22 protein-coding genes and 2 pseudogenes are annotated in these 23545 nt (G+C 54.1%); 10 read left to right on the top strand and 14 right to left on the bottom strand.

The window, feature by feature from the left end:
• Positions 1 to 113 precede the first annotated feature (113 nt).
• From K0O24_RS06450 to K0O24_RS06440, 3 genes and pseudogenes are all read right to left on the bottom strand, one after another.
• Positions 114 to 236 (bottom strand): annotated as a pseudogene (locus K0O24_RS06450) (IS6 family transposase); the annotation flags it as partial.
• A gap of 261 nt (positions 237 to 497) precedes the next feature.
• On the bottom strand, positions 498 to 944 hold the full coding sequence (locus K0O24_RS06445) for a tyrosine-type recombinase/integrase (RefSeq protein WP_246611184.1): 447 nt from the start codon (positions 942 to 944) through the stop codon (positions 498 to 500).
• Between the two features lie 133 nt (positions 945 to 1077).
• On the bottom strand, positions 1078 to 1539 hold the full coding sequence (locus tag K0O24_RS06440) for an Lrp/AsnC family transcriptional regulator (RefSeq protein WP_246611152.1): 462 nt from the start codon (positions 1537 to 1539) through the stop codon (positions 1078 to 1080).
• A gap of 121 nt (positions 1540 to 1660) precedes the next feature.
• On the opposite strand from K0O24_RS06440, the gene K0O24_RS06435 reads away from it, so the two are divergent.
• The 3 genes from K0O24_RS06435 to K0O24_RS06425 all read left to right on the top strand — a co-directional run bounded on the left by K0O24_RS06435 (position 1661) and on the right by K0O24_RS06425 (position 4136).
• Positions 1661 to 2716, top strand: a complete 1056-nt coding sequence (locus K0O24_RS06435) for a Leu/Phe/Val dehydrogenase (protein WP_246611151.1) — start codon at positions 1661 to 1663, stop codon at positions 2714 to 2716.
• Positions 2716 to 2961, top strand: coding sequence for a hypothetical protein (locus tag K0O24_RS06430; protein ID WP_219895046.1), 246 nt, complete (start codon positions 2716 to 2718; stop codon positions 2959 to 2961). Before K0O24_RS06435 ends, K0O24_RS06430 begins: the two co-directional genes overlap by 1 nt.
• 647 nt (positions 2962 to 3608) lie before the next feature.
• On the top strand, positions 3609 to 4136 hold the full coding sequence (locus K0O24_RS06425) for a GreA/GreB family elongation factor (protein WP_246611150.1): 528 nt from the start codon (positions 3609 to 3611) through the stop codon (positions 4134 to 4136).
• 26 nt (positions 4137 to 4162) lie between these two features.
• On the opposite strand, the gene terL is transcribed toward K0O24_RS06425, so the two are convergent.
• The 3 genes from terL to K0O24_RS06410 all read right to left on the bottom strand — a co-directional run bounded on the left by terL (position 4163) and on the right by K0O24_RS06410 (position 6119).
• On the bottom strand, positions 4163 to 5215 hold the full coding sequence (terL, locus tag K0O24_RS06420; protein WP_219895045.1) for a phage terminase large subunit: 1053 nt from the start codon (positions 5213 to 5215) through the stop codon (positions 4163 to 4165).
• Positions 5212 to 5679 (bottom strand): hypothetical protein, encoded by a 468-nt coding sequence (locus K0O24_RS06415; protein ID WP_219895044.1) that lies wholly within the window; start codon positions 5677 to 5679, stop codon positions 5212 to 5214. Before K0O24_RS06415 ends, terL begins: the two co-directional genes overlap by 4 nt.
• A 221-nt stretch (positions 5680 to 5900) precedes the next feature.
• A complete protein-coding gene (locus K0O24_RS06410; protein WP_246611149.1) occupies positions 5901 to 6119 on the bottom strand; it encodes a DUF5818 domain-containing protein in 219 nt (72 codons plus the stop codon).
• A gap of 87 nt (positions 6120 to 6206) precedes the next feature.
• Here K0O24_RS06410 and K0O24_RS06405 point away from each other — a divergent pair, with 87 nt between their 5' ends.
• Entirely contained in the window at positions 6207 to 6419 is a 213-nt protein-coding gene (locus K0O24_RS06405) for a hypothetical protein (RefSeq protein ID WP_219895042.1), read from the top strand.
• 197 nt (positions 6420 to 6616) lie between these two features.
• On the opposite strand, the gene K0O24_RS06400 is transcribed toward K0O24_RS06405, so the two are convergent.
• The 7 genes and pseudogenes from K0O24_RS06400 to K0O24_RS06375 form a co-directional block, all read right to left on the bottom strand.
• Complete coding sequence (locus K0O24_RS06400; protein ID WP_219895041.1) at positions 6617 to 7456, bottom strand: SDR family NAD(P)-dependent oxidoreductase; 840 nt, start codon at positions 7454 to 7456, stop codon at positions 6617 to 6619.
• 106 nt (positions 7457 to 7562) lie between these two features.
• Positions 7563 to 7802, bottom strand: a pseudogene (locus tag K0O24_RS16765) (transposase); the annotation flags it as partial.
• A gap of 65 nt (positions 7803 to 7867) precedes the next feature.
• A complete protein-coding gene (locus tag K0O24_RS06395) occupies positions 7868 to 10012 on the bottom strand; it encodes a prolyl oligopeptidase family serine peptidase (protein ID WP_219895040.1) in 2145 nt (714 codons plus the stop codon).
• Positions 10013 to 10021: 9 nt separating this feature from the next.
• The gene (locus tag K0O24_RS06390; RefSeq protein ID WP_219895039.1) at positions 10022 to 11416 is read right to left on the bottom strand and encodes an MFS transporter; all 1395 of its coding nucleotides are present in this window, start codon (positions 11414 to 11416) and stop codon (positions 10022 to 10024) included.
• Positions 11413 to 12042, bottom strand: a complete 630-nt coding sequence (locus K0O24_RS06385) for a peptidylprolyl isomerase (protein ID WP_219895038.1) — start codon at positions 12040 to 12042, stop codon at positions 11413 to 11415. Before K0O24_RS06385 ends, K0O24_RS06390 begins: the two co-directional genes overlap by 4 nt.
• Entirely contained in the window at positions 12039 to 14429 is a 2391-nt protein-coding gene (locus K0O24_RS06380; RefSeq protein ID WP_219895037.1) for a S9 family peptidase, read from the bottom strand. Before K0O24_RS06380 ends, K0O24_RS06385 begins: the two co-directional genes overlap by 4 nt.
• 219 nt (positions 14430 to 14648) lie before the next feature.
• Positions 14649 to 17012, bottom strand: coding sequence for a TonB-dependent receptor (locus K0O24_RS06375; protein WP_219895036.1), 2364 nt, complete (start codon positions 17010 to 17012; stop codon positions 14649 to 14651).
• A 340-nt stretch (positions 17013 to 17352) separates the two neighbouring features.
• Here K0O24_RS06375 and K0O24_RS16760 point away from each other — a divergent pair, with 340 nt between their 5' ends.
• Positions 17353 to 17676 (top strand): hypothetical protein, encoded by a 324-nt coding sequence (locus tag K0O24_RS16760; protein ID WP_246611148.1) that lies wholly within the window; start codon positions 17353 to 17355, stop codon positions 17674 to 17676.
• 505 nt (positions 17677 to 18181) lie between these two features.
• Here the strand turns inward: K0O24_RS16760 and K0O24_RS06365 are convergent.
• Positions 18182 to 18694, bottom strand: a complete 513-nt coding sequence (locus K0O24_RS06365; protein ID WP_246611147.1) for an Lrp/AsnC family transcriptional regulator — start codon at positions 18692 to 18694, stop codon at positions 18182 to 18184.
• A gap of 169 nt (positions 18695 to 18863) precedes the next feature.
• On the opposite strand from K0O24_RS06365, the gene phhA reads away from it, so the two are divergent.
• The 5 genes from phhA to K0O24_RS06340 are packed head-to-tail and all read left to right on the top strand — an operon-like array spanning position 18864 to position 23543.
• Positions 18864 to 19706, top strand: coding sequence for a phenylalanine 4-monooxygenase (phhA, locus tag K0O24_RS06360; RefSeq protein ID WP_219895035.1), 843 nt, complete (start codon positions 18864 to 18866; stop codon positions 19704 to 19706).
• Between the two features lie 42 nt (positions 19707 to 19748).
• Positions 19749 to 20651, top strand: coding sequence for a tryptophan 2,3-dioxygenase (locus K0O24_RS06355; RefSeq protein ID WP_246611146.1), 903 nt, complete (start codon positions 19749 to 19751; stop codon positions 20649 to 20651).
• A gap of 3 nt (positions 20652 to 20654) precedes the next feature.
• Complete coding sequence (gene kynB / locus K0O24_RS06350) at positions 20655 to 21293, top strand: arylformamidase (RefSeq protein WP_219895034.1); 639 nt, start codon at positions 20655 to 20657, stop codon at positions 21291 to 21293.
• The gene (kynU, locus tag K0O24_RS06345) at positions 21290 to 22525 is read left to right on the top strand and encodes a kynureninase (RefSeq protein ID WP_219895033.1); all 1236 of its coding nucleotides are present in this window, start codon (positions 21290 to 21292) and stop codon (positions 22523 to 22525) included. Before kynB ends, kynU begins: the two co-directional genes overlap by 4 nt.
• Positions 22526 to 22541: 16 nt before the next feature.
• Positions 22542 to 23543, top strand: coding sequence for a carbon-nitrogen hydrolase family protein (locus K0O24_RS06340; RefSeq protein WP_219895032.1), 1002 nt, complete (start codon positions 22542 to 22544; stop codon positions 23541 to 23543).
• Positions 23544 to 23545 lie beyond the last annotated feature (2 nt).

Raw genomic sequence — 23545 nt, 5'->3', positions numbered from 1 at the left:
GACGTGGGTGCTGTCAGCCTAACCTGAACTTGTCTCCGCTTAGCAGAGTTCTCCCCTCCCCAGCGTCACCTCATGCCATGAGGTTCTGCCACTGGGTCATCGCGGCCGAGCGGCAGGTCTTCCACGTTCCTCAGCGAATGTGGAAAGCGCACATACATCTTCACGATCAGGCGGATGATCTCGGGCGACGAGTTGAAATAGCGAAATGGAATGGCCAGCTTGCAAGTTCTGGACATCGCACAGCCCTGCCCTCACCAGCTCACTTTCCAATCAGGTCCGTTTACTTTGACAGTGCTCCAATGTTAATTGAGACAGAACCGGACTGGGCGCGCGTAATTGCAGGCGAGCAAATTGTATAGAATGACCTGACCGAAAAGTTTACTAATCTGGCTAAATGTTTCGGGTCATCCTTGCGCCAAGCGAAAACCTGATCAACGCAGGATGGGCCACCCTTAAGCCACATCCGATGAAGTCCGGCGCAACTCCGGTGCAAAGCATCAAAACGGCCCTAAAATCGACGAATGGCCCAACGAAAGCTGGATCCGCTTCGAGCTTATGCGTTGATCGATCCAAAGTGCCGCTGCGCCATGTCGGAAATCATGCAAGGTGAAGCGAGGTTTTACCACCAACGCGCCGTCTTTGGCTTTGTGCTGGGTGTAAACGCCAGCCGCGATCTGAATCGGATTAAAAACGCGGCGGGATAGAACCAGGTAAGTCATGACCTTGCCCTTCAGCGAAGGAAAGACGAGATTATCGTCGGATGACCGACACTGGAGCTTACATGCCCTGAGCGCCCGCACGGCCAGGCTTGGAATTGGAATCGTTCGAAACCCGGCGATTGACTTTGGAGACCCCAGCAAGTTTTTGAAATCGGCCCGACGATCGATGTTGATCTTCGCGCCGTTTAGATCAATGTTGTGCCACCCCAATCCGCGAGGTCTCATGCGACGTCTTAAGGCAACTGTTTCGTCAGCGCACACATGATATTTATCGTCAACAGAAGGCGGTCAGCGAATCCGATCGCCACAAATGTTGCGAGATTTTGCGAAGCCCGTCAGCGGTGTCTGAAGAGCATCGTCAATTCGCGAGTGGCAGTTCTGTTGTCGACTTAATTTCAGAAAGCGCCACCATCGAGGTTATCTCCTGCACTCCTGGTACCTTTGATAGGGTATCGAAAAAAAACCGCTCATAGGCTTCAATATCCTTGGTCACAATTCGAAGCATGAAGTCGGTTGATCCCATCATAACGTAGCATTCCAGGACTTCTGCAAAACCCCTAATCGCCTCGGCAAAATCCGATAGGTGAGTTCGTCCGTGCGCCGTCAGTTTTACCTGCGCGAAAACCTGCGCGTTGAGCCCGACCAACTTCCGATCAACCAAGCTGACTTGCGCCCGGATGATCCCTTCATTCTTGAGCCGCTGGATCCGACGCCAACATGGTGCCTGCGACAATCCAACATGTTCTGCGACATCTGACGTCGTCCGACTCGAATCGCGCTGCAACACCTGCAGAATCTTTCGATCAAACTCATCGAGCATAGAATAACCCCGCATAAACTACTATGAGCATGAAATATGCCACCCCTTAGGTCAAGGGCGCTGTAAAAGCAATTTTTATCAGCATCATGCGTGATACTTCTATTGCAAAGGAGACCATGCAATGGTGCATCAACCCGTCCGGCATCACGATTTTCAGGAGATGCTTTATCCTATCCACGATGAGACACAGAATGTCTTAGGGGTAATCGCGATCCACTCCACTGCACTGGGACCAGCTGCAGGTGGTTGCAGACTTTGGCACTATGAAAGCGAGAAGTTACTGGCGCTGGATGCGGTACGCCTTGCGCGCGGTATGAGCTACAAGAACGCGATGGCTGGTTTGCCGTTTGGTGGCGGTAAGGCGGTGCTCCAGAGGCCCGCAATCCCCTTCAATCGCAAATCACTGTTCAAGGCACTGGCGTCGGCTGTCGAACTTCTGGAAGGGCAATATGTGACTGCCGAAGATGTTGGCACGACCGTAGCCGACATGCAGCTTTTACGTCAGCACACGCGATATGTTGCTGGACTTGATACCCCCGAAGGCAGGGCGGGCGGTGACCCGTCGCCATGGACCGCGATGGGCGTTTTTGAATCAATGCGCGCAGCGGTCCAACAATCATTCGCATCGAATCTGAAAGGCCTGACTGTTGCGGTGCAGGGGACAGGAAATGTCGGCGGCCGACTCTGCCGAATGCTTCATGAAGCAGGTGCGAAACTACTCATAAGCGATGTTGATCAAAGTAGGTGTGCCAAGCTTGCAGCGGAGCTGGGCGCTACTGTTGTCTCGCCGGACAATATTGTCGCATGCGACGCTGACATTTTGGCACCCTGCGCATTAGGCGGAGTCTTGAACGAGGAGTCGATCCCAAGCATCAAAGCCAAGTTTATCTGCGGCGGCGCGAACAATCAGCTGCGATCTGAAGCGGATGGCAATCGCTTGCGCGAAATGGGGATCGTCTATGCCCCGGATTATGTTGTAAACTCTGGCGGCATAATCAACGTGGTTGCCGAATATATGGAAGAAAGTACCGAGCAGGTGCGCACAAGGGTCCAACAGATCGCTGGTCGCCTGCTCACGGTCCTCGCAATGGCGGAGCAAGAGCGGCTGGCAACCAATGTCGTCGCGGATCGGATCGCCGAAGGTATCATTCGGGAGGCGCGGCGGGACGTCGCCTGATGGGACTAGCATTCCTGTTCGAGATTCGCGCCAGTAGCGATGCGCAGACCCTCTCCCGGATAATCAATTTCTTCGCGCAGCGTGATCTGATTCTGGCCAGCGCTCGTTACGAGACGCAAACGGACGTACAGCAGATTTCGCTCGTCGTACCCAACCTCGATCCAGCAAGTGCTCATGTCATTGCAGAGAAAATGCGCTCGATGGTGCTCGTCGAAGCGGTCGAGATGAAGCCGACTGACTTGTAAAAGCGCAACAGCGTCTAAGCTAACCAAACACGGGCTAGGACTTTGGTTTAATGACTCACAATCCTAAAGTGCCAACTTCAGCGTCATTGCTCACTCTGGCAGAGACAATGCTGCTAGAACAAGCTGACCGCACACGATGGTTCGGCGACGTACTCCTCAGTGAGCCCGGCTGGACGATCCTGCTAGAGCTCTATATCGGGCATGAGCGAGGAAGTGTTGCCACCATAGAGACAGCAAGTTTTGCATCTCGCGCTTCAATTGAAACAGCACGTCGGTGGATCAAGGTGTTGGTTGGGCTGGGATTGGTAAGGATTGACCACGGCCCAAAATTTGTTGAGCCAACGACTGTTTCACTAAGCCCAATTGGATTGTCGGCCATGCGCGCGCATTTGACAGCCCAAGTTCGCTAGAATTCTTTGATCGGGAGTGCAGACCGAGCTGACTTGGCCCTTCTACTCTTCGCAGCTGTTTGATGGTTTAGGCGGAATTCGGCCGCCAAAGACTCAGGCCCGCGTGCCATCGTTTGACCTCATCTGTATAGCCCATAATGACCGTCTTGCGCACAATGCCATTCAAAGCGCCCTCGCATCCTTGTTTACCATGCAGAAGCTTTGCAAACCTTCCCGGCCATAAACATTCGAAGTGCATTGCTGTTGTCGGCGATCGCGCCGCATGTGCACTGGAATACCAATCCATCGGAGGTCGTCGTAAGCGTCGCATTTCGTCGTGAGAGCGACGAGGAACACAAGGAGCCACGGTTCGAGCTTCCGATCCCTGCTGGACCCAACCTGTTCACAGCGGCAGGAAAGCAGTTGATTGAGGACCGGTTGTCCGCAATCGAAGCCGAAATTGCCGGTTGCACCGATAAGAACGCGATCGAAGTGCTGATGCGCCAAAAGCGGTATTGGCAAACCCGCCACGCAACGGCTGAACTTGCCCCCATACCAACGGGCGATGAAGTGGCGTTTGGCACACGGACAATTTTCCGGCTCAAGGGCAAGCTGCGCACGATCGACATCGTCGGCGACGATAAAGCCGATCCAGCGACAAAACGGATTTCGTTCTCATCACTATTAGCCCGCGCACTGCTGGGAGCGTCAACGAGCGATGTCTGCGCCTTCGGTGCCGACGATCAGGCTGTCGCAATCATTGAGATTGGCCTGCAGTCCGGCTGAACTGATGGCTCGACCACCATCTCAAGCTAACACTCACCGCTATTGATCAATGTCACCCCCGGAATGGCGCAGATGCTTTCCCATTCCGCGCGTGTAGCATGATAGAATCCATCGGTTTCGCGCCAGATATTGCGGCCATTGCTGTCCTGGAACTCGGTCCTGGCATCGATATGGTCAAAGGTGATGACGAGATCTTCAGGCGTCAGGCCAAACTCGCTCAGTGAGCGAATGCGCACATAATTCAACCATTCATCAAAGTCGCTCGGGAAGGCGATGCAGGCAAGCGCCTGAGCCGTAGAGTCAACCTGATCGTCGTGCTTGCCTTTGGGGAACATGGCCAGTTCGTGAAGATAGATTGCAAGCCAGGGGGCCTCGCGCGGTATCCAGACGCGTCCGACTTCGATCGTTGGCGTTTGCGCTGCCATGCGCATGATCTTGGCGCCTTTGGGCTTGACCGCAGTGATCCGGGCAAAGCCCTCGCGTTGAAGCTCCTGAATGAGTTGGATACCTGATGCCGTGTCCTCGATCAGCACGGTACCGGCACGATGGCTCTCGGCAAGCTCGCGCACCTTGCGCTTGAGTTCGGGATATTCAAGACGGCCTCGAAAGACATGAAGCAGGTAGATTCTCTTGTCGCGGGTCACCCCCCAGGTCGTACACACGCTGTGGTCGGCAAGCTGGCTGGCCTTTGAGGCGCAGTCCCAGCTCTGCAACACGCGCTCAAAGGGAGGCTTATTCGCCAGATCATAGCGATTGAACCAAGCGATCTTGACGATCCCACCGCCAGGCGGGGTCGGCGATTGCAAATACTGGGCGGCATATTGCTCGTCGCCAAGCAATATGCGCTGCTTCCCGAGGACAGCGTGCGATTCACGTTCGGGATGTAGGGCCTCTCCGGCCTTGCGACTGTGTGGGATTGAACCGAACGTCGTGCGGATAATGTGCTCTTCATCCTCTTGCGCGATCGCCGGGAAGGACAAGAGCTCGAACCCCCCAATGTCGTTCACATGACCAATCATGTCATCTTCGTGCAGACGCTGCTGGACGATGATGATCTGGTCGTCGGACTTCTTGTTCATACGGGTAAACAGCGTGTGACGCGCCCAAGCATTGGCCTTGTTGCGCTCTGCGTCAGACAGGGCTTCATCGGATCATCGACTATGATCACATCGGCACCCATGCCTGTCAGGGTCCCGCCAACCGAAGTGGCATATCTCTTGCCCCCCGCGGTTGTGGCGAGATGGCCAACGGCCTGTTTGTCGAGGCGCGTCGCCGGGAACAGTCGGCGATACCAGGGGCTGAGCATGATGCGGCGGCAACTGGAAGAGAGCTGATCCGCAAATTCTTTGTTGTAACTAGCACAGACCACCTCCAACCCCGGATTGTGCCCAAGGAGCCAGGCTGGAAGCGCGATCGAGCAGATGATCGACTTGAGGCTACGCGGCGGCAACGCAAGAGCGAGCAGGGTGAGGATCGTGTCGCGCTTGGTTGGCGTTGGCGCGGCTGGTTGATTCGCGGCTTTGGCATGTCGGGTCTTGTTCATGGGTGGTCTCCTGATTGAGTGCAGGCCCCTGGTCTGCTCCCACCACCCAGAGCCCCGTGAGTCAGTCGACCAAGGGCGAAGCTGGCCAAGGTTCCAGCGATGCGCAGCAAAGTTGGAATGCCAGCGGAGGGATGCGGAACCGCGAGTCAGCGGGCCGGTGACAATGACCAATGCTCGGCGGGAACACGAAGCCCACCGCTGTCTTGCGAGCTTGAGGGGATTTATGCCTCAGGTGCGAGCGTATCGATGTCGATGAGCCCTTTGGCCACAACTGTGCCGGTGATCGTGACGCGCTGGCCCGCATTTTGTTCTGCGAGATCGATACCGACCCGGTGCAGGTCAAGGCGCCAACGGCCGCCCAGATCGCGGCGGAACACGACGCTGTCCGGCTCCCGGATCAGGGTGCCTGCTTCTTCAATTCTAGTGCCCATGGCAGTCATGGGGGTCCGCATAGGGAGCGGCACCCACTCCCGCCAGCGCAAATGATGGTTATGGACTTGTACGCGAAGCGGCGGCTTGGTGTACCTATGGATGATACCGGGCATGTACAACTGATCTCGCGGCTGTTCGCGCTGATAACTATGAAATGTGAGGATGGGGCCGCCCACGCGATCTTGGGTCAGGGGAGGGAGACCGACCCGAACAGGCTCGAAGATTTAGCCAATCAACTGCAATCCGTTGGCGAGGAAATGATGGTCATTGCCGAAGCGACGAAGGCGCAAACAAAATGTCGCCGCTAAATCGGCAATTGCGGCTTCCTTGGACGATTCAGAAAGCCTGCTTTTAAGAATGAAGGTCGAGATAGCGGACATCCGTTACGGGTGTCGACGAATTAGCTTCGCGACCTGAAATCGGCCATTCGAATTGCGTCGCCGCTCTTCCAAATGCAGTCAGCGCAACAATCATAATTCCCTGCGAAACGACGAGCAATTGAGGATCAGTCGAACGGCAGCACCTTGCCGTGTTCAATCAGTTCACCATTGAGACGGTTGTCACCAAGGGCCAACAACAAACCCGCCGCCGCCTCTTGAGGTGTCTGCACCTCACGGCCCTTGAAAACCGTATCCATGAAGCCGGCCGTGGCGTCGGTGAGGGCTACGCCGGGATTGGCGGAATTGATCGTGACGCCCGGCGCAAGCAGGCCGTGCGATAGGGCGCAATGGGCGAAGGCACGGGTCACCGCCACCTGGCCGACCTTAGAGGGAATATTGACCCAGTCGGGCCAACCCTCCGCCTCGGCGATTCCCGCCTCTGCCGCCCTCACATAATCGTCCATAATGGCATTCACCGCGTCGGGATCACCTTCTGCCGCTCGGAAACGATCAGCCAAATGTTCGGGCAGGAAGCTCAGCACACCGAACTTGCTGGCGACGATTAGCATGTGTCCGTTTTCGCGCATAAGTGGTGCGAAGGCGCGAAGGACGCGTAGGGTGCCATGACTGTTGGCCTCAATCATTGGCCGCGCGTCTTCGGCAGCCGGGATACCCGGCCTCGGCATCACGGCTCCATTCTGGACCAGGAAATCCAGACCATCATGGCGTTTCATTATCTCGGCAGCGAGCCTGGCAGGGCTTTCTGGCTCAGCAAGATCTAAGATGAGCCCGCCCACCTCTAAACCTTCGGTCAGAAACTCCGCCTCGACGCGTCTCGCATCAGCCTCGCTGCGAGCGGTAAAATACACAGTGCCCCGATCGCCTAAGTCCTGCTTCAGCAAACTGACTAAGGCGCGTCCGATGCCGCGTGTGGCGCCTAGGATCAGGGCGATTTTCGTAGTCATTATAAAGCTCCTATCAAATGGCTCGTCAACCGGAGCTGATCCTGAACCCTATGGGCGATCTCCCGTCGCTGACCAAGTGCTACACTTTTTTTGCCAGAACTTCCTAAAGCATGGCCTTATCTAGAGACAGGTCCGCAACCAGTCGCTTGAGCTTCTGGTTCTCCTCCTCAAGCTGCCGCATCTTGCGCAACTCTGATGGCCCGCGGGCACCGTAGGGCCGCTTCCTTCTTTAGTAGGCGGCCTCCGAAACGCCCATCTTCCGGCGCACCTCGGCAACTGGCGTTGCAACCCCCGCCTGACGCAACGCAAAGGCGATCTGCTCGCCCGTGAACTTAGATTTCTTCATACAAAATCCCCTGCTGCAAACAGCTTTGATCTTGCCAGAGACCTCTCATTCTCAATGGACGTATTTTACGAGACAGGGTCGCTGACCTTGAGACCAGTTGTCATCGCAGCGAAAGTAAGAAAATCTGCACGACTTCGTACGATACTGGCTCGACGCACTGTCCCATGACCTTCGTCCAGTTCAACTCGAAGTAACATCGGGCGCTCGCTTGCCTGCTTGGTCGCTTGCAGAGCGGCTGCGAATTTGTAAGAATGCGCAGGATTAACGCGATTATCAAACTGGCCAATGAAGATCAGCGTCGATGGATAAGGAATGTCGTTGCGAACCGCCTGCAGCGCGGAATAACCAAAGATGGTGTCGAATCCTTCTTCGGTTTCCGAGGTGCCAACTTCTTCGGTGGCTCGACTTGCCAAAATATGGTATCGGAGCATGTCAAAAAGCCCGACTTCGGGCAGGCTCCCGGCTATTAGGTCCGGTCGCTGCGTCATGATAGTGCCAGTCGTAAATCCGCCGCCGGAAGCGCCAGTGAAGCAGGATTTTTCTGGCGTGGTCCAGCCTGACTGCTGAACCGCCTCAATACACGCAATGCAATCGTTGAAGGTGTTCTGCTGATTGGTCCCAATCCCAGCGTTGTGCCATGCCTGCCCGAATTCACCGCCCCCTCGCGAGTGGACCATAGCCAGAACCCCACCATTGTTCATCCATACTACCCGTTCCGGGCGATATGGTTTAAGTGCAACTGAAAAGCCGGCATGCCCGTAGGCATAGAACATCACTGGTCGGGGAAGATCAGAACAAAGATCCTTGCGGAAAAATAACGTTACAGGCACCCTAGTGCCGTCAGGGCTTGTGCCCCAGATAACTTCGGAACTGCAATTCTCAAAGTCGAGATGGGATCGTGGAGTTCCCAAGAAACGCGACGTCCCGGTTTCGATGTTGTAGGCGATTGTAGCGAACTCGATGAAAGGCGACGTCCAAGGGAAAAGGATTTCCTTGCCATCAGCGCTCAGCGTTGCTTCGATCTTAAGATATGCGCCAGAACTTGAGCCAAGGCGTCCTTCGAGAGGAGGCTGGATAACTTTCGTTTCTCGTCCGTCCAGGCGCGTCAGTAGTATCCTGTTGTTTGCCAGATTTTCATGGACGCTTAATACAAATTCGCCAACAAGCTTTGCCGCCTCCCCTGCACTAGAGAGGGGATAGTCCTTGTCCTCCGGCACTACATCGACCCATTTCTCTACCGAGGGATCTAACGCCGGAACCCGCACGACTCGTCCGTTCGGCGCGTCGAAAAACGTCGCAATGTATAGATAGCCGTCCTTTGAACCGACAAAAGAGAGCGGAGATTTGTCTGGGTTTTGCAGCAATAAGAACTCAGCATCAAGATCGGCCGCTGGACGATAGAAGATGTATTGCTGGCGAAAGGAGGTTATATCCTGACCCTGGAGAAGGAAGTACTCGCCATCTTCTGAAACGCAAGGATCGAGCACCGCTCCGGCTATTGTCAGTCCGCCAACAGATTTGTCGTCGATGGTCTTGGTGCCGAGCCGATGATATTTGACGCCATCTGGTCGATATGGGGCGAATGTGTAGTCCCCATTTTTGCTGATCTCATGCTGGAAGTAAAACACCCCCTTCGATTCGCTGTCCCATGACAGGCGAGTAAGTCGCAATCCGGTGATCTGCTCCTCGTAATCTCTCCCTGAGGGGATGTCGCGAAACCGACCAATCGACCAATCGGAGCCGCCGCGACTGACCATGAAGGCGACTGTTTGACCGTCGGGGCTGATCGCAGTGGCCCCCAGAATGAGAGGCTCTCCCTCTGCTTCGGATAGCTTGTCGATATCCAGCAGAACAGTATTAATGTCTCGCGCGCTGGAACCGCAAAATAGCACCATCTGGTCTTGCTTGACCTCTGCACGAAATTGGAACCAGCGTTTGCCTATCTGGAACGGCGGTTGGGCGGTCTCGCCCATAACGATCATTTCCAGTTCGTCACACAATTTTTGCCTAAAAGAGCAGTTGTTTAGAAAGTGTTCTGTAAACTCATTTTGTTCTTGCACCCACGCAGCCACTTCCGGTGCATGAACATCTTCCAGCCATCGGTATTGATCAGCGATTTGCGTGCCGAAATAATCGTCCACGACATCATCCATCTTGGTGATTGGATATTTGATGGGTTGCGCCTGTGCAGATTCAAACTCTTTGAGCATCTTTTTTCCCTAAGCTTTCGACGAGAGTTGATGTGCGATCGAGAGATCAGCCTCGAGTTCCGCGACGGTTACAGTCAGCGATTGAAAGGCTCTTTCGGATTTTCGCAACAAGAGCGATGCGCAAATCATAGCAGGCAAGGAGACCATTGTTATCGCGGTCAGTATAGGACTTTCGGCGTTGATCAGGTCGGACACCCACCCAACGAAAGCAGGTGCCGCACCCCCCAATAGCGTTTGGAGTATCATATAAATGGCCATAAAACGCGTACGCAGGGGGCCGGGCGCCATGTCCTGTAAGATATTCGGGATCAGTGATCCGGCGATACTTCCGGCCAGCATCATGACCCCAATCAGCGCATAGCCCTGCCAAGAGGCTTGGATGAACGGGAAGGCCATAACGACTGGTGTCATGATGGTCATCACAATCCAGCTGAGCCGTAGCGGTGCTACCTTTCCCCATATGGTCGAGTAACGGCGCATAAGCACGGTGCCTGCTGTCACCCCAGCCAACATGCCCGCCGATAGCGCGACACCCATTCCGTACCCATTTTGGGCGGGGGTAACTTGGAACAGTCGGGCCATAGCGACAGGCAACCAAATTACGTATCCGGAAAAAGCTGCAGTGTATAGGCCGAGTGAAGCAAAGATCGACAGGATCGGACGCCAATGTTTTTGGAGAAATGGAAAATAGGCGGTGGGTTGACTGGCTTTAACAGTTCCAGTCTGAATCGTGGGTCGGCGGATCCGCGCAAAGGCCAACATTATAAGAAACAAGGGTGCGGGCAATGCAACCGCAAAGAACGCCAAGCGCCATGATTCAAATTGCCGTAACCATGGTGAAAGATCGTGGTGCACCGCATCCAACGCACCGATGGCGAGCCCACCGAGCATGAGACCCAGAGAAACGCCTAGGATAGAAAAAAAATAGAATAACGAATTGGCCAAAGCCCTCATTCTGCCGCTGAAGAGATCTGGAATAGTTGACAACAAGATTGGAGACAACCCGGCCTCTCCTGCGGCAATGCAGACAGCGGCGATAAAAAGCTGCTCATAGTTTTGCGCAAGACCGCATGCCGCAGTGCCAAGTGACCAAACAATGATGCATGCCGCCAAAATGACCCTGCGATCGAGCCGATCTGCGATCCAGGCAATCGGGTAAACCGCAATGAGGCCGAACAAGGCAAAGGCGAGTCCCTGTACCGCACCCAACTGACTGTTGCTTAACTCCAGACTTTGAGCCAGTGGAGCTGCCGCCAGAGTTAAGATCTGTCTGTCAACAAATGCAAACATTGTGACAGCGACCATGAAGGCGAGCGTATACCACCCGCGAGCGGCGACAAGATCACTTACCTGTGATGCTACTGCCGCTTCGCTATGTTCAGAAACCGCATTTGTCGACGTCATTTAACATCTCCGATAAGGCGTCCGACTTCGGGAATTCCTTGGGTGCGACTGATTTGATGGATCCGCAAAGGCTCGGACAATAGCTGCCCCTCAAGATATATATGAAATGCATCGGATTGCGTCCGCGAACGATGGATCGCAAGAACGGTTTGCATACCCTCTATGACCCGGCCGAAGGCCGTAAAACCTGCGTTGTCGTTCGTGCGCCCACCTCCAGCATCAAGCGCAGGCTGTGTATCGACACAAATGAAGAAGCCCGTTGTCGTGCAATTGCCACCATCACCTCTGGCGAGAGATATCGTGCCATCAATATGACGCAGGCCAGTTTCGCTCGTCGCCACGTGAGGAACCATCGTGGCCAATTCGAGATTTTCCATCGTAGCTTGAATAACGCTGATGGCAGGCGAACTATTGTCGTTCTGAGGCGACAAAGAGCGCCAGAATGTCGCTCCTTCATAACCGCCGCGATCAACCTGCTCTAGAAATGACATTGCGGATTTGGGTGCGTGATCCACGTCCAGCACTATCAATATGTTACCGACATCATTGGCAATAAGAACCTGTTCCGGACACTTGGATGCATCACTCTCAATGCCGGTCGACTTTTGGGCAGCGGACGAGGTCATGATGCGGTGAGCGGTTGCGAGCTAGCTGCAACCTTGGCGAGCAATCTATCGAACGGCCGCTCAAATGATTTGGCCCTTGGCGGTGTCCCGCCGAACAGATGAGTTACAAAATAGTCTAGGCGGCGGCGCTGCCCATATCCCGTCCAGTCATGCCCCGCGCGTGGCAGAATTACTGTATCGAAGTCCTTGTCGGCCTCGATCAGAGCTTGAGTTAGTTGGAATAGACCTGCCGGATGGCACCCTTCGTCAAGGAGCCCGTGCACGAAGAGCAACTTGCCTTTAAGCCCATCAGCATATGTTTTGGCAGCTTGGACCGCATAATGATCGGCATCATAGGTGCCGTGATATCGCTCGCCCCAACTATGCCAAAACAGGGCCTGATCATAATTGCCTCCACCCGCGACCGCTACCTTGTATACATCGCCGTAGCGCAACGCAGCGTGCGCAGTCATGAAACCCCCGCCTGAAAATCCAGTTATACCGATTCGGGCTTGATCAATGGCGGGATACCTCTCACCAAGCTGATTGATCGCTGCCACATGGTCGTCGAGGTTCGACGCCGTTTGGATGGCCCGATAAGAGGCGGTTCGAAACGCCTGTTCGCGATAGGCAGTTCCACGACCATCAAGGATCAAAACATAAGCCCCCAAGGCGGCAATGGAAGCCGCATCGAGATAAGCAACGCAGTCGACGCTACCATCGGCAAAGCTAGAATGCGGGACATAGCTCACTTGCGGTCCACCATAGATAAGTTCAATAAGAGGGTAAGACCGGCCGTCTTCTTGTCCGACAGGCTTGAATAGCAACCCGTATGTTTTTGTTTGCCGGTCTGCTGCTATACATTCGACAGGCTCAGGCCATTGCCAATGATCTGGAAAATCGCCGCGCGCTTGTTCGATGACCGCAATTTCCTGGCCATTGCGATCACGCAGATAACTGACTGGAAGTCCGTCGACGACGCTGACGGTTTCCACAAACCTCGAACCACCCGGCGATACCCCGGAGATTTCGGCGGAGTTGAAACCTTCGAACCTTTTCATGCTAAGATCAAAATCCGAGCGGGTCCAAATCCGATGAGAGCCTTCGGCGCGAGAGAGAATACGAACATCCCCGCCATCGAGCGATACAACGCAAGGCTTACATACGTATGGGTTTTCGTCAGGCGCTATGCCAGCAGCCAGAAAAAACAGTTCGCGTCGCTCTTCGTCGACATGCAATATTTGGTGCACACGCCAATTGCCTGCCGTGATTGCATGGCGACAAGTCCCAGTCGCAAGATCGTAGAGATAGAGATGCCCGTGCCCGGTGCGCTCAGAATACCAGATCAGCTCGGATACCCTCGTCAGCGGATGAACAAGTGCCGGCGAATATACGTTGACGCTGACTTCGACGTAGCTTTCTGCGCACTCGCTGAAAACGATGCGCGATGTCCCCGTTGCAACATCGAAAGCAACGATATGCGCCGCCTTTTCCCCGCGCACGACATCCACGAAATATGCCGTCCGACTATCCTCGCCCCACCAGGCGAGCCGAGCGGCGAATGGCGTGGTATTCATGCGCACTGCCGACAGACGCGGATAGCGCGCCTCTACCTGTCGACCATTCTCTACATCTATCGCCAGCATACGAAATTCACTTACCTTGGGATCCGCCGGAAGGCTCGTTCGGTTCCCCGTTATAAGCGGACGAATGCCCTCAGCCGGGACATAATTGGCCAGTGCTAATTCCGGTACATGGCGATCGTCGGTTTGGAGAGTCAGAAGCCAACGGCCGTCTGGTGACCACAACGCTTCCGGGGTATTGTCGCCCATGCGGTTGCGCGGGCCCCGCATTGAAGCAGGTGTATCGCCATAAGCGAAGAACTCACTGCCGTCGGTAGTGAGAGCTCTTTCGTCCTCACTTTCAATGTGCCTTAGCCATAAATTGTAACCCCGGAGAATGACTGCCCGGTCGCCAGTCGGCGAAAGCAACCAGTTCAAGTCCTTGCCCTTAGTTGTAGTTCGGAGATCATTGGACGCCAGAGTCAGGGCAAAATCCTTGCCGTGCGCGGAAAAATACAACGTCTCCAGCTGCTTGTCGAAGCGGGGATCGGTAACGATCAATTTATCTTTATCGATCTGTACCCCGAAATAGCCAGATAGCACCCCAGCGATCGTCGACCGAGCGACAGACAGGATCGTGTTGCCGTCGCTTGCGTCGACGACACGGTACTCATCCCCATCATTTCCCCGACGTTCATACCAAAAGCGATCTTCGTCAATCCAAGTCGGAAAAACCGCTCCATTAGCAACCCATTCGCCTGCAAATAGTAACGACTGGGCGTAGTCGTAACGCCACGACCAATTCATCTCGCTTGGAGACAGTCTCAGAGCTTCACTAATAGACATCAGGCCAGATTCCGACTTGCAAGTTCAGCAGGGTTTTTAAATATTTTTTTGCGAGCAACAAAATCGCATTTATAAAAATTGAGCAAAGCGCTCTCCCCTAAAAATTATTATAACTATCTATGGCAACTTTCATTTTCACATAAAAGCAGTTCTAAATTTGTGATCTCACCTTAGGATATTCAACATAATCATTGATTTTGATTGATCGGAGAAGTTGGCTCAGAACCTGGCTTGCAACGAGACCCCAATTGTCCGCGGAGTAATGATGCCCGATCGTACAGGCGTAAGGCCAGGAACTATTGCAGGAGACTGCACCGTGATGCCACGTTCGTCAGTGAGATTATCGACAAAGATTGCAGCATCCACGTTTCCAAACCTGCCGCTTAGCCGAAGATCTATTTTGTGATAGTCTCCTTGCTTCAAGTCAGTACCAATATAGGAAGATGCCCCGCTAGTATATTGGTGTCTTAGACTAAGACTAACGGGCCAGCCTATACTTCTCTCAAGATCGAAATTGACACTGTTCGCAATTTGGAAATCGGATGCTCCTGGCAGCTTCGTCCCTGCTGGTACGGGCTGCGGCGTTCCAAATGCGTCTGACGCTTCTTGAAGCTGTGCGTCCATTAATGTGACGCTGGTCGACAATGTGAGGTCTTTGACAGGTTTAATCTGAATTGTAAATTCGGTTCCAAGGATACGCGCACTGTTTGCGTTGCGAGTTTCCTGAACAAAGCGCGTGAGTTCGGGCGAGAAAAACAGTCCTGTGAGCTGAATATTAGACCAATCAATATAATATGCCGCCCAGTCGATTAACACCGAACCATTTGCAAAGTCGGATTTCAAACCTATTTCATAATTCCACAAATTGTCGGATTTATAAGTTGTGATATTTTCGGGTGTAAGGCCAATAAGAGCCGCCTGTGGATTTGATCCACCTGCACGAAAGCCTCTGGAAACTGTAGCATAGCCTAGAATGTTGCTCCGCGGGCGAAGGGAGAGAGTAACCTTGGGGTTAAATCCGCTATCAGCTGCCGGTATTGGGGAAGAGTCCAAAGCAATCCCGTTGGTCTGTATATTCAAGCGCGTATTTGATTTGGTTTCGTAGTATCGACCGCCTACTGAAAGCGCGAGAGCTGCATTAAATTTATATTCCGCATCACCATAAATTGCCCATTCCTTATATTTTTGACCTGCACCATCAAGAAGCTCGAATAGCTTTCCGCCAGGAAACAGCGCCGTCCCAAGGCCAGGCACAATCGCATTCAATTGCGTGTCCAACCCTACTAACGTTGATGATTGACCAGCCAAGTTAACTGTAGCGTCTTGATAGAAGCCACCAACCAGCCAAGTCAGTGGACCATCAGAATTCGACGACAACCGAATTTCACTAACCCAGCTATCAGTGTAGTTTCCGCTCTGCGTCCCGAGAGAATGGGAAATTGAGAGAGAGCCAGGTGTAAGGTAAAACGGTGCTCCAGCTAGAGCGAATTCGAGACCAGCGGCCTGTACAGCAGCTAAAACTGGTCCAAAATCTTGATCGCTTCTGCCTTGCTCTTTTCGAGAATAGGAGCTTGTCGCAAACAACTTGCTAGTCCCAAGATCAAATTCACCTGTCAAACTATATATTTTATAATTTAAATCTCTCTTATAAAGAGCATAAGTCGTCTCTTCCAATTTTGGAACGTTGTCGAGAATAAAACTACCGTCTATGTTTGTACGTTGATATACTCCAGCTAAGGTGAATTTAGCATAATCTGTAGCTTGCCAAGCCAAGAGACCTCTGACGCTGATTTGGCTGACGTCATTGTAGTTTTTCTCACCGGTGACTAAGTTGTCGATAAAGCCATCGTTTTTGCGGTAGGAGCCAACCGCACGCATGGCAAGCTTGTCCTCGATAAGAGGCACATTTACCATTGCTTGCAATAATGTTCCTAAGCCCCCGTGGCGGGTCGCCGAAACCTCAGCGTAACCTTTCGCCGATATCGCCTTCAAATCAGGCTTGTTCGTGACGTATCTTATGGCACCACCGAGTGCGGACGAAGCATAAAGCGCGCCCTGAGGGCCGCGCAATACTTCGACACGCTCAAGATCAAAAGGAGTTAGGTCAGGAGCAGTCAGCGCACTCCAAGGGTCGGTGAGAGGCACCTCATCCAAGAAAATACCCGTTGGTTGCTGAGTGACGGTAGTTGCGGTGTTTGTCGAAACACCCCGTATTACGACCAGGCTTTCTTGGGGAGCAGTCTGATAAAGAATTACACCAGCCGCCTGCCCCAAATAGTCTTCGATGCCCTTGGCCCCACTTGCTACCAGATCATCACCGCCGAAGGCGGTTATGCTCGCAGGTACGTCCCGAATGCTTTCAGCCCTCCGCCTCGCGGTAACAATAATGGCCCCGCTTTCATCTCTAGATTTGGCCGCGGCCACGCCTTCGGGATTCGACTCTTGAGCCTGGACCGGCTGGGCAAGGGATCCAAACATTGCAGAAAGAGCAACCCCCGCCATCAGTCGAACGCCACCAAATTTCCTATCAGTGGGCTGCACTCGCTCTGATTTGCCGCGAATCGCAGAAGCGAACTTCATCATTCTTTTTCCTCCCAAAAATGAGCGCATTTGGTTTCACCCACAGCGCGACTGTGGTGCATTTAACGTAAATCTTGCTGTTTCGTATATCGTATACAGTATCCCATTGCAAGGGGCCAATCACGAGATGGAGTTGGGTTTGTGGTCTAATTGCGTTCTCAATTCGAACTGAGGTGCGCAGAGTCGCAAATTTGGCCGCGGCTTAAATAGGCTTTCTGATACTTGGTCGCGCTTCACTGATCAGGCTGAATGCCTCTGCAAGTCGGTGCCACCAGAGGGAGCATTCTCAAGGCAATGGTCGACGATCGGCTTGGCTGCCACCCCAGGGCCAATGAGCAGTTCTATGAATGCGTTCGCCGACTTTCATTCATTACCTGAAATCATCCGCATGGTCGTAATGACGTATGCACAGTATCCGCTGTCGTCGCGGAACGTTGAAGACCTGTTGCTCGAGCGCGGTATAGATATTTTCCATGAAACCGTGAGACGGTGGTGGAACAGGTTCGGCCTCATGTTCGCGACAGCCATCAGGCGCCAGCGGATCAGTCGGATGAAGGGCTTCACCCAGCAGCGTTGGAACGTGGATGTAGTGTTCGTGAAGATCAATTGCGAGACACATTGCTTGTCGCGCGCCGTCTATTATGAAGGAAAGATCCGGAAGGCCTAATGTCACGAGAAACCGTGATAAAAAGGCAGCCCAGCGGATCTTCAGGAAGACCTAAAAGCGACACAGTAGCCCGGTCAAGATCGTGACCGATGGGCTTAAGTCCTATCCTGCCGCGCTCAAAGAGCTTAGCATTGAAAGTCGCAGGCAAATGGAAGGGTGGTTGAACAACGCGGCCGAAAGCACCTCCTACCCTTGCGCAGGCGGTAGTGAGTGATGCAGCGCTTCCGGCGAATGAAGACCTCGCAGAAATTTGCTTCGGTTCACGCATCCGTCGCAAATCATTTCACCACCAAACGCCACCTCACCAATTGCCAAGCTCACAAAATCTGCCGCGCTGGCCGAGTGGCAATCTGTCATGGCCTGATTGATTGCCTAGGTACGGGGGCTTTGCTATGCGGGATCGGATAGCGTCCGACTTACAACACCTCAAGGTGACTTATGGAAGGCGCAGAGGTGCGAATTCTGCAAATCTCGCGCTGCAACGTAAGACTTGTCATGCGCCGCATCAGCGCGCCTCAGAATCTTTAATCTGGCAGTTCTCAGCCGACCATCTCGCAATTGATGCTTGAGATTTGATCGTCTTTAGGCAGATAGTTGTCGAGCTCCCTGACACACCAGGAAGTTTTGAAATTTCGTGACGTAGCAGTTCATCAAGATGCTCGACTGAGCGAGCATAGACCCGCAGCAAATAGTCACTCTCGCCAGCCGTAGTATGACACTCAAAGATTGCGGGGTGGTCAATTACCGCTGCCTCAAACGCACTATGCGAATCGAATCTTATTGTAATCGATATATAGCACTGGACGCCCAAGCCGAGCTCTCCTGGATCTAAGCGTGCTCCGAAACTTTGAATCGTGCCACTATGCTGTAGGTTGCGTACTCTGTTCCAGCACGGTGATTTGGATAATCCGACACGTTCGCCCAGTTCTGCGAATGAGACTCTTGCGTCTTGTTCTAGCTCTTCGAGAATTTTCCAGTCGATCCGATCCATGCGCTGTGCTCCAAATTTTTTGATCATGCGTTGCAGTTCGATCGCATACCAAAATCAAACGAAGCCGACCATTGTTTTACAAATATTGGACTAATGGGAACTCTGTTCTGCAAAATGACAAAAATGCGGAAAATTAGGCACAATGTTTTTCAGCAAAGGTGCTAGCTTAATTTCGCTTTGAATCTGGAGTGAGCCAATGGACGCGCTGCACGTTTACGAAACTCCCCCGCCCGATGTTGCGGAAGACTGGACAATGCCTCAGGATTGGCAGCAGTTCACTAAAGAGGAACATGCTCGCTGGCACGAAATGGTCGTGCAACAGACCAAATCGTTGCAAGGGCTTGCCTCGGATTCATTCCTTCAAGGCGTGCGGGCTGTGGGCCTCGATAGGGGCGGCATTCCTGAATTCGGAGCTTTCAATGAAAAATTCCGCGATGCGACCGGTTGGGAAGTTGTAGCGGTTCCGGGGGTGATCCCCAACGAACCCTTTTTCAAGCTTCTGGCGGAACGCCGCTTCCCGGTCGCCAATTTCCTCCGCAAGGGTGGCTCGCAAGATTACAATGAAGAGCCTGACATGTTTCACGATGTGTATGGACACTTGCCGATGTTCGTTGACCCGACCTTTGGCGAGTTCATGGCTGCTTATGGCCGCGCCGGTCTCCGCTCCCAGAAGTTGGGAACTACCGATTGGCTTGGCCGGCTCTATTTGCACACCGTTGAATTCGGGCTGATCCGAGAAGGCAATGAACTGCGCGCTTATGGAGCGGGATTATTGTCAAGCTATGCCGAGAGCGTTCATGCACTTACAAGCGAGAAAGCTCGCAGACTGCATTTCAACCTGCCGCGCTTGATGCGGACCCTGTGGCCCTTCGACACATTTCAGCCGACATATTTTGTCATCGAAAGCTTCGAAGCGCTGCTCGAGGAAATGGAAACGACCAGCCTCAAGCAGGTCTATAATGTAGTGCGCGAACTGCCGCTGATCCCGGTAGGGGAAACAGATCCATCCGATCGGGTTTATGCTAAACCTAGTTCCTGAGCTCGGCCCGGCTAAGTGTTTGTAAGATGAAGGAGGGGATGTGTGACCATCAAGCGCACGATTGAAGATGGAGTCGAAACCTTCGAAGCCGTGATCGACGGGGAAACGATTCGGTGGGATCGTGGGCTGAGCTATGCACGCCATATCCAGACTGAGCAACTCCTCGCCAGCCAGATTCCGGTTTCGGACAAGCCTGATGAAGTGCTTTTCATCATTATGCACCAGACGATGGAGTTATGGCTGAAGCTGGTATTGCATGAAGCCGGAATTGCTATTGAGCAGACCAAGGGCGACAAATTGCCGCAGGCGGAAAAGACGCTCGACCGGATCGCTACGATCCTGCGGCATATGATCCATTCTTGGGAGGTATTGGCAACACTTAGCCCGCACGATTTTCTGACATTCCGCAGCTACCTGCGCAAGGCATCTGGCTTCCAGTCGCACCAATACCGTGAGCTCGAATTCCGTCTTGGCCTCAAGCGCGCCGACCTCATCAAGATCTACAATGACGATGATGGCAATCGTGAGCGGCTCGAGAAGGCGCTTGCCGAGCCTTCGCTATATGATGAATTCCTGCGGCTGCTCGCGCGCAACGGTTTCGACATTCCGGCCGACAAGCTCGATCGTGATTTCACGAAGCCTTACGAGCCGAGTGACGATGTCGAGGATGCCTGGCTCAAAATCTACACCAACGTCGAAGATTTTTGGCCGCTCTACAGCCTGGCAGAGAAGGTCACCGCGCTTGAATATTACTTCCAGGAGTGGCGCTTCAAGCACATGAAGACGGTCTCGCGTGTCATCGGGCACAAGCCTGGCACAGGCGGCTCGTCGGGCGTGACTTATTTGGTTAAGGCGTTGGACTTGCGGTTCTTCCCAGAACTGTGGTCGATGCGCGCACGGATGGTCGCGCCTCGTGAAGGCCCTAACTATGCGGAACAGGCCTAGATCGTGGCAAGTCGTCGAATCTGGGACATCTCGCAACGGCTCGGCGCGCGCACGCCGTTATGGCCGGGCGAACCCGACCTTTTGCTGAAGCGCATCGCTGAGATCGGACCAGAATGTCCGGTCAATGTCGGCGCAATCTCGTTTCCTCTCCACGCGGGAACGCATGCCGATTCACCGTTCCATTATAGTAATGAAGGCGTGACGAGCGCGGATAGCACGCTTGATGCCTATCTGGGGCCATGTGTGGTCGCCGATGTCAGGCATGCGGGTACGAGGCTCGAAATCGATGATTGCGATTGGGCTGCGATTGAAGGTGCGCAGCGCATCCTCTTTCGCACCTATGACAGTTTTCCGCATGACGTTTGGGATGAGGATTTTACTGCCATCGCTCCTGAAGTTGTCGCTCGGCTATGCGAAGCTGGAGCCTTGCTGATCGGGACCGATGCACCCTCGATCGATCCCCAAACATCGAAAACAATGGATGCGCATCATGAGGTGCTGCGGGGCGACCTGCGGATCCTGGAAGGGTTAGTGCTCGATGCTGTGCCGCCCGGACGATACGAGCTGATTGCACTTCCGCTTGCCATAGAGGGTGCCGACGCCAGCCCAGTTCGGGCGATCCTTCGGGTGCTAGAACAATGAATGCTTTGATTGATCCAGTGGCCGAACTCGATGCAGCAGACCCACTGCGCCAGTTCCGCGACGAATTCCTGCTCAAGGACGGGCAGATTTACCTAGACGGCAATTCGCTCGGTGCTTTGCCCAGGGCGACGCTTGCGCGGATGGAAACTACTCTTCGCGAGGAATGGGGCGAGGGATTGATAACCTCATGGCTGGGCGCGGATTGGGTGAATTCACCGGGCCGGATCGGCGACAAGATCGCGCGGCTGATCGGTGCGGAATCCGGCGAGGTCATTGCGGCAGATTCGACCTCGGTTAATATCTTCAAAGCCTTAACTGCTGCACTTTCGCTGCAGAGCGGACGGCGCGTGCTCTTGTCGGAACAGACCAATTTCCCGACCGATGTCTATATGATGCAGGGATTGGCGCGGTTCAGTGGCGAGGCGATCGAATGCGTTGCCGTTGATCCAGGCAAGGTGCTTGACAGCCTCAACGAGGATGTCGCCGTGCTGCTTCTGACCCAGGTCCACTACAAGACCGGCTCCACCCGCGACATGGCCAAGGTGACCCGCAGGGCGCACGAGGTAGGGGCGTTGGTTGTCTGGGATCTGAGCCATAGTGCGGGCGCGATCGAAGTTGACCTCAACGGGGCCAATGCCGATTTCGCGGTCGGTTGCGGCTACAAGTTCCTCAACGGTGGACCAGGCGCGCCGGCTTTTCTTTTTGCTGCGAAGCGTCACCACCACGCCCAACCGGTCCTTTCGGGCTGGTTCGGCCACGCACGACCTTTCGCGTTTGAAGAGGATTACACTGCAGCGGATGGGATTATGCGGTTCCTATGCGGCACACCACCAGTGCTTGCTATGACCGCGCTCGAATGCGGAATCGACCTGATGCTGCGTGCGGACATGCCCGAGATCCGACGTAAATCGGTCGCATTGAGCGAATTGTTCATCGAATGGATGGACCAACGCTGTGGCGAATTCGGCTTCGAGTTGATCAGCCCGACCGACAGCTCAATCAGGGGCAGTCAGGTGGCTTACGCCCATCCGCAAGGCTATGAAATGATGCAGGCGCTGAAGGCGCGCGGCGTAATCGGCGATTTCCGCGCGCCCGATGTGATGCGCTTTGGGCTGACCCCGCTGTACCTTCGCTACGCCGACGTGGTCGATGCAGTCGAGCGGCTGCGCGCGATCTGCATCAGTCGCGAATGGGATCGCCTTGAATATCGCACCAGAGCTACAGTGACCTGAACGAGGCGATGAGACCATGACTGACTTGCCCCGTTCACGCGTTGCCGCCGTCCAGGCGGCGCCGGTTTTCCTCGACCTTGCAGCGACGGTCGACAAGGCTTGCGCGTTGATTGGCGAGGCAGCCCGAAACGGTGCCAAGCTGGTCGCCTTTCCCGAAGTATTCCTGCCTGGCTATCCCTATTGGAACTGGCTGATGACTCCGGTCGAAGGAAGTTCATGGTTCGAGCGGTTATGGCAAGCCTCGGTCGAGATACCCGGTCCGGAAGTCGAGCGGCTTTTTGAAGCGGCCCGCGAACACGATTGCATCGTCGTGATTGGCGCGAACGAGCGCGATCCGAAGCGGGTCGGCACGCTTTACAATACCAATATCGTGATCGGGAACGATGGCACACTGCTCGGTCGTCACCGCAAGCTGGTACCAACATGGGCCGAAAAATTAACTTGGACTGGCGGTGATGGCAGTTCGTTGAGGGTTTATGATACGCCTGTAGGGCCGCTGGGAACTTTGGCCTGCGGCGAGAACACAAACACGCTGGCGCGTTTTGCACTGCTGTCCGAGGGCGAGTTGGTCCATGTCGCGAATTACATTGCGCTTCCGGTCGGCCCGGCAGACTACGACATGGCGCAAGCAATCCGGATCCGGGCTGCGGCGCATTCGTTCGAAGGCAAGCTGTTTACGATAGTTTCGTGCTCCGCCGTGTCAGAACAGATCATCGAGGCGATGAGCAAAGATCGCCCGGAAAATCGAGACATTCTGAGCCGCAGGAACAGTGCATTCTCTGGCATCATTGATCCCAACGGTAATGTTGTGGGCGAACCCCTGATCGACGACGAAGGTATCGTTTATGCCGATATCGATCTCGCCAAATGTGTGGCGCCCAAGCAGATGCACAACTTAATCGGTGGTTATAACCGTTTCGACATTTTTGACCTCAAAATCGATCGTTCTCCCCGCGAACCGGCCACTTTCGTCGTTAGAAACTCGGGCGATGAAGAATCTGAAGAGAAGGAGGCCTAATC

Origin of the sequence: Aquisediminimonas profunda (assembly GCF_019443285.1) — a bacterium.
Lineage (GTDB): Bacteria > Pseudomonadota > Alphaproteobacteria > Sphingomonadales > Sphingomonadaceae > Aquisediminimonas > Aquisediminimonas profunda.
The sequence above is the reverse complement of the archived record's forward strand: the minus strand, read 5'-3'. Positions and strand labels throughout refer to the sequence as shown.

Bases quoted from the DNA above. Each gene is read 5' to 3' on its own strand.
- K0O24_RS06445 (WP_246611184.1), bottom strand. From the start codon at position 944: ATGAGACCTCGCGGATTGGGGTGGCACAACATTGATCTAAACGGCGCG.
- K0O24_RS06440 (WP_246611152.1), bottom strand. From the start codon at position 1,539: ATGCTCGATGAGTTTGATCGAAAGATTCTGCAGGTGTTGCAGCGCGAT.
- K0O24_RS06435 (WP_246611151.1), top strand. From the start codon at position 1,661: ATGGTGCATCAACCCGTCCGGCATCACGATTTTCAGGAGATGCTTTAT.
- K0O24_RS06430 (WP_219895046.1), top strand. From the start codon at position 2,716: ATGGGACTAGCATTCCTGTTCGAGATTCGCGCCAGTAGCGATGCGCAG.
- terL (WP_219895045.1), bottom strand. From the start codon at position 5,215: ATGAACAAGAAGTCCGACGACCAGATCATCATCGTCCAGCAGCGTCTG.
- K0O24_RS06415 (WP_219895044.1), bottom strand. From the start codon at position 5,679: ATGAACAAGACCCGACATGCCAAAGCCGCGAATCAACCAGCCGCGCCA.
- K0O24_RS06410 (WP_246611149.1), bottom strand. From the start codon at position 6,119: ATGACTGCCATGGGCACTAGAATTGAAGAAGCAGGCACCCTGATCCGG.
- K0O24_RS06405 (WP_219895042.1), top strand. From the start codon at position 6,207: ATGGATGATACCGGGCATGTACAACTGATCTCGCGGCTGTTCGCGCTG.
- K0O24_RS06400 (WP_219895041.1), bottom strand. From the start codon at position 7,456: ATGACTACGAAAATCGCCCTGATCCTAGGCGCCACACGCGGCATCGGA.
- K0O24_RS06395 (WP_219895040.1), bottom strand. From the start codon at position 10,012: ATGCTCAAAGAGTTTGAATCTGCACAGGCGCAACCCATCAAATATCCA.
- K0O24_RS06390 (WP_219895039.1), bottom strand. From the start codon at position 11,416: ATGACGTCGACAAATGCGGTTTCTGAACATAGCGAAGCGGCAGTAGCA.
- K0O24_RS06385 (WP_219895038.1), bottom strand. From the start codon at position 12,042: ATGACCTCGTCCGCTGCCCAAAAGTCGACCGGCATTGAGAGTGATGCA.
- K0O24_RS06380 (WP_219895037.1), bottom strand. From the start codon at position 14,429: ATGTCTATTAGTGAAGCTCTGAGACTGTCTCCAAGCGAGATGAATTGG.
- K0O24_RS06375 (WP_219895036.1), bottom strand. From the start codon at position 17,012: ATGATGAAGTTCGCTTCTGCGATTCGCGGCAAATCAGAGCGAGTGCAG.
- K0O24_RS16760 (WP_246611148.1), top strand. From the start codon at position 17,353: ATGAATGCGTTCGCCGACTTTCATTCATTACCTGAAATCATCCGCATG.
- K0O24_RS06365 (WP_246611147.1), bottom strand. From the start codon at position 18,694: ATGATCAAAAAATTTGGAGCACAGCGCATGGATCGGATCGACTGGAAA.
- phhA (WP_219895035.1), top strand. From the start codon at position 18,864: ATGGACGCGCTGCACGTTTACGAAACTCCCCCGCCCGATGTTGCGGAA.
- kynU (WP_219895033.1), top strand. From the start codon at position 21,290: ATGAATGCTTTGATTGATCCAGTGGCCGAACTCGATGCAGCAGACCCA.
- K0O24_RS06340 (WP_219895032.1), top strand. From the start codon at position 22,542: ATGACTGACTTGCCCCGTTCACGCGTTGCCGCCGTCCAGGCGGCGCCG.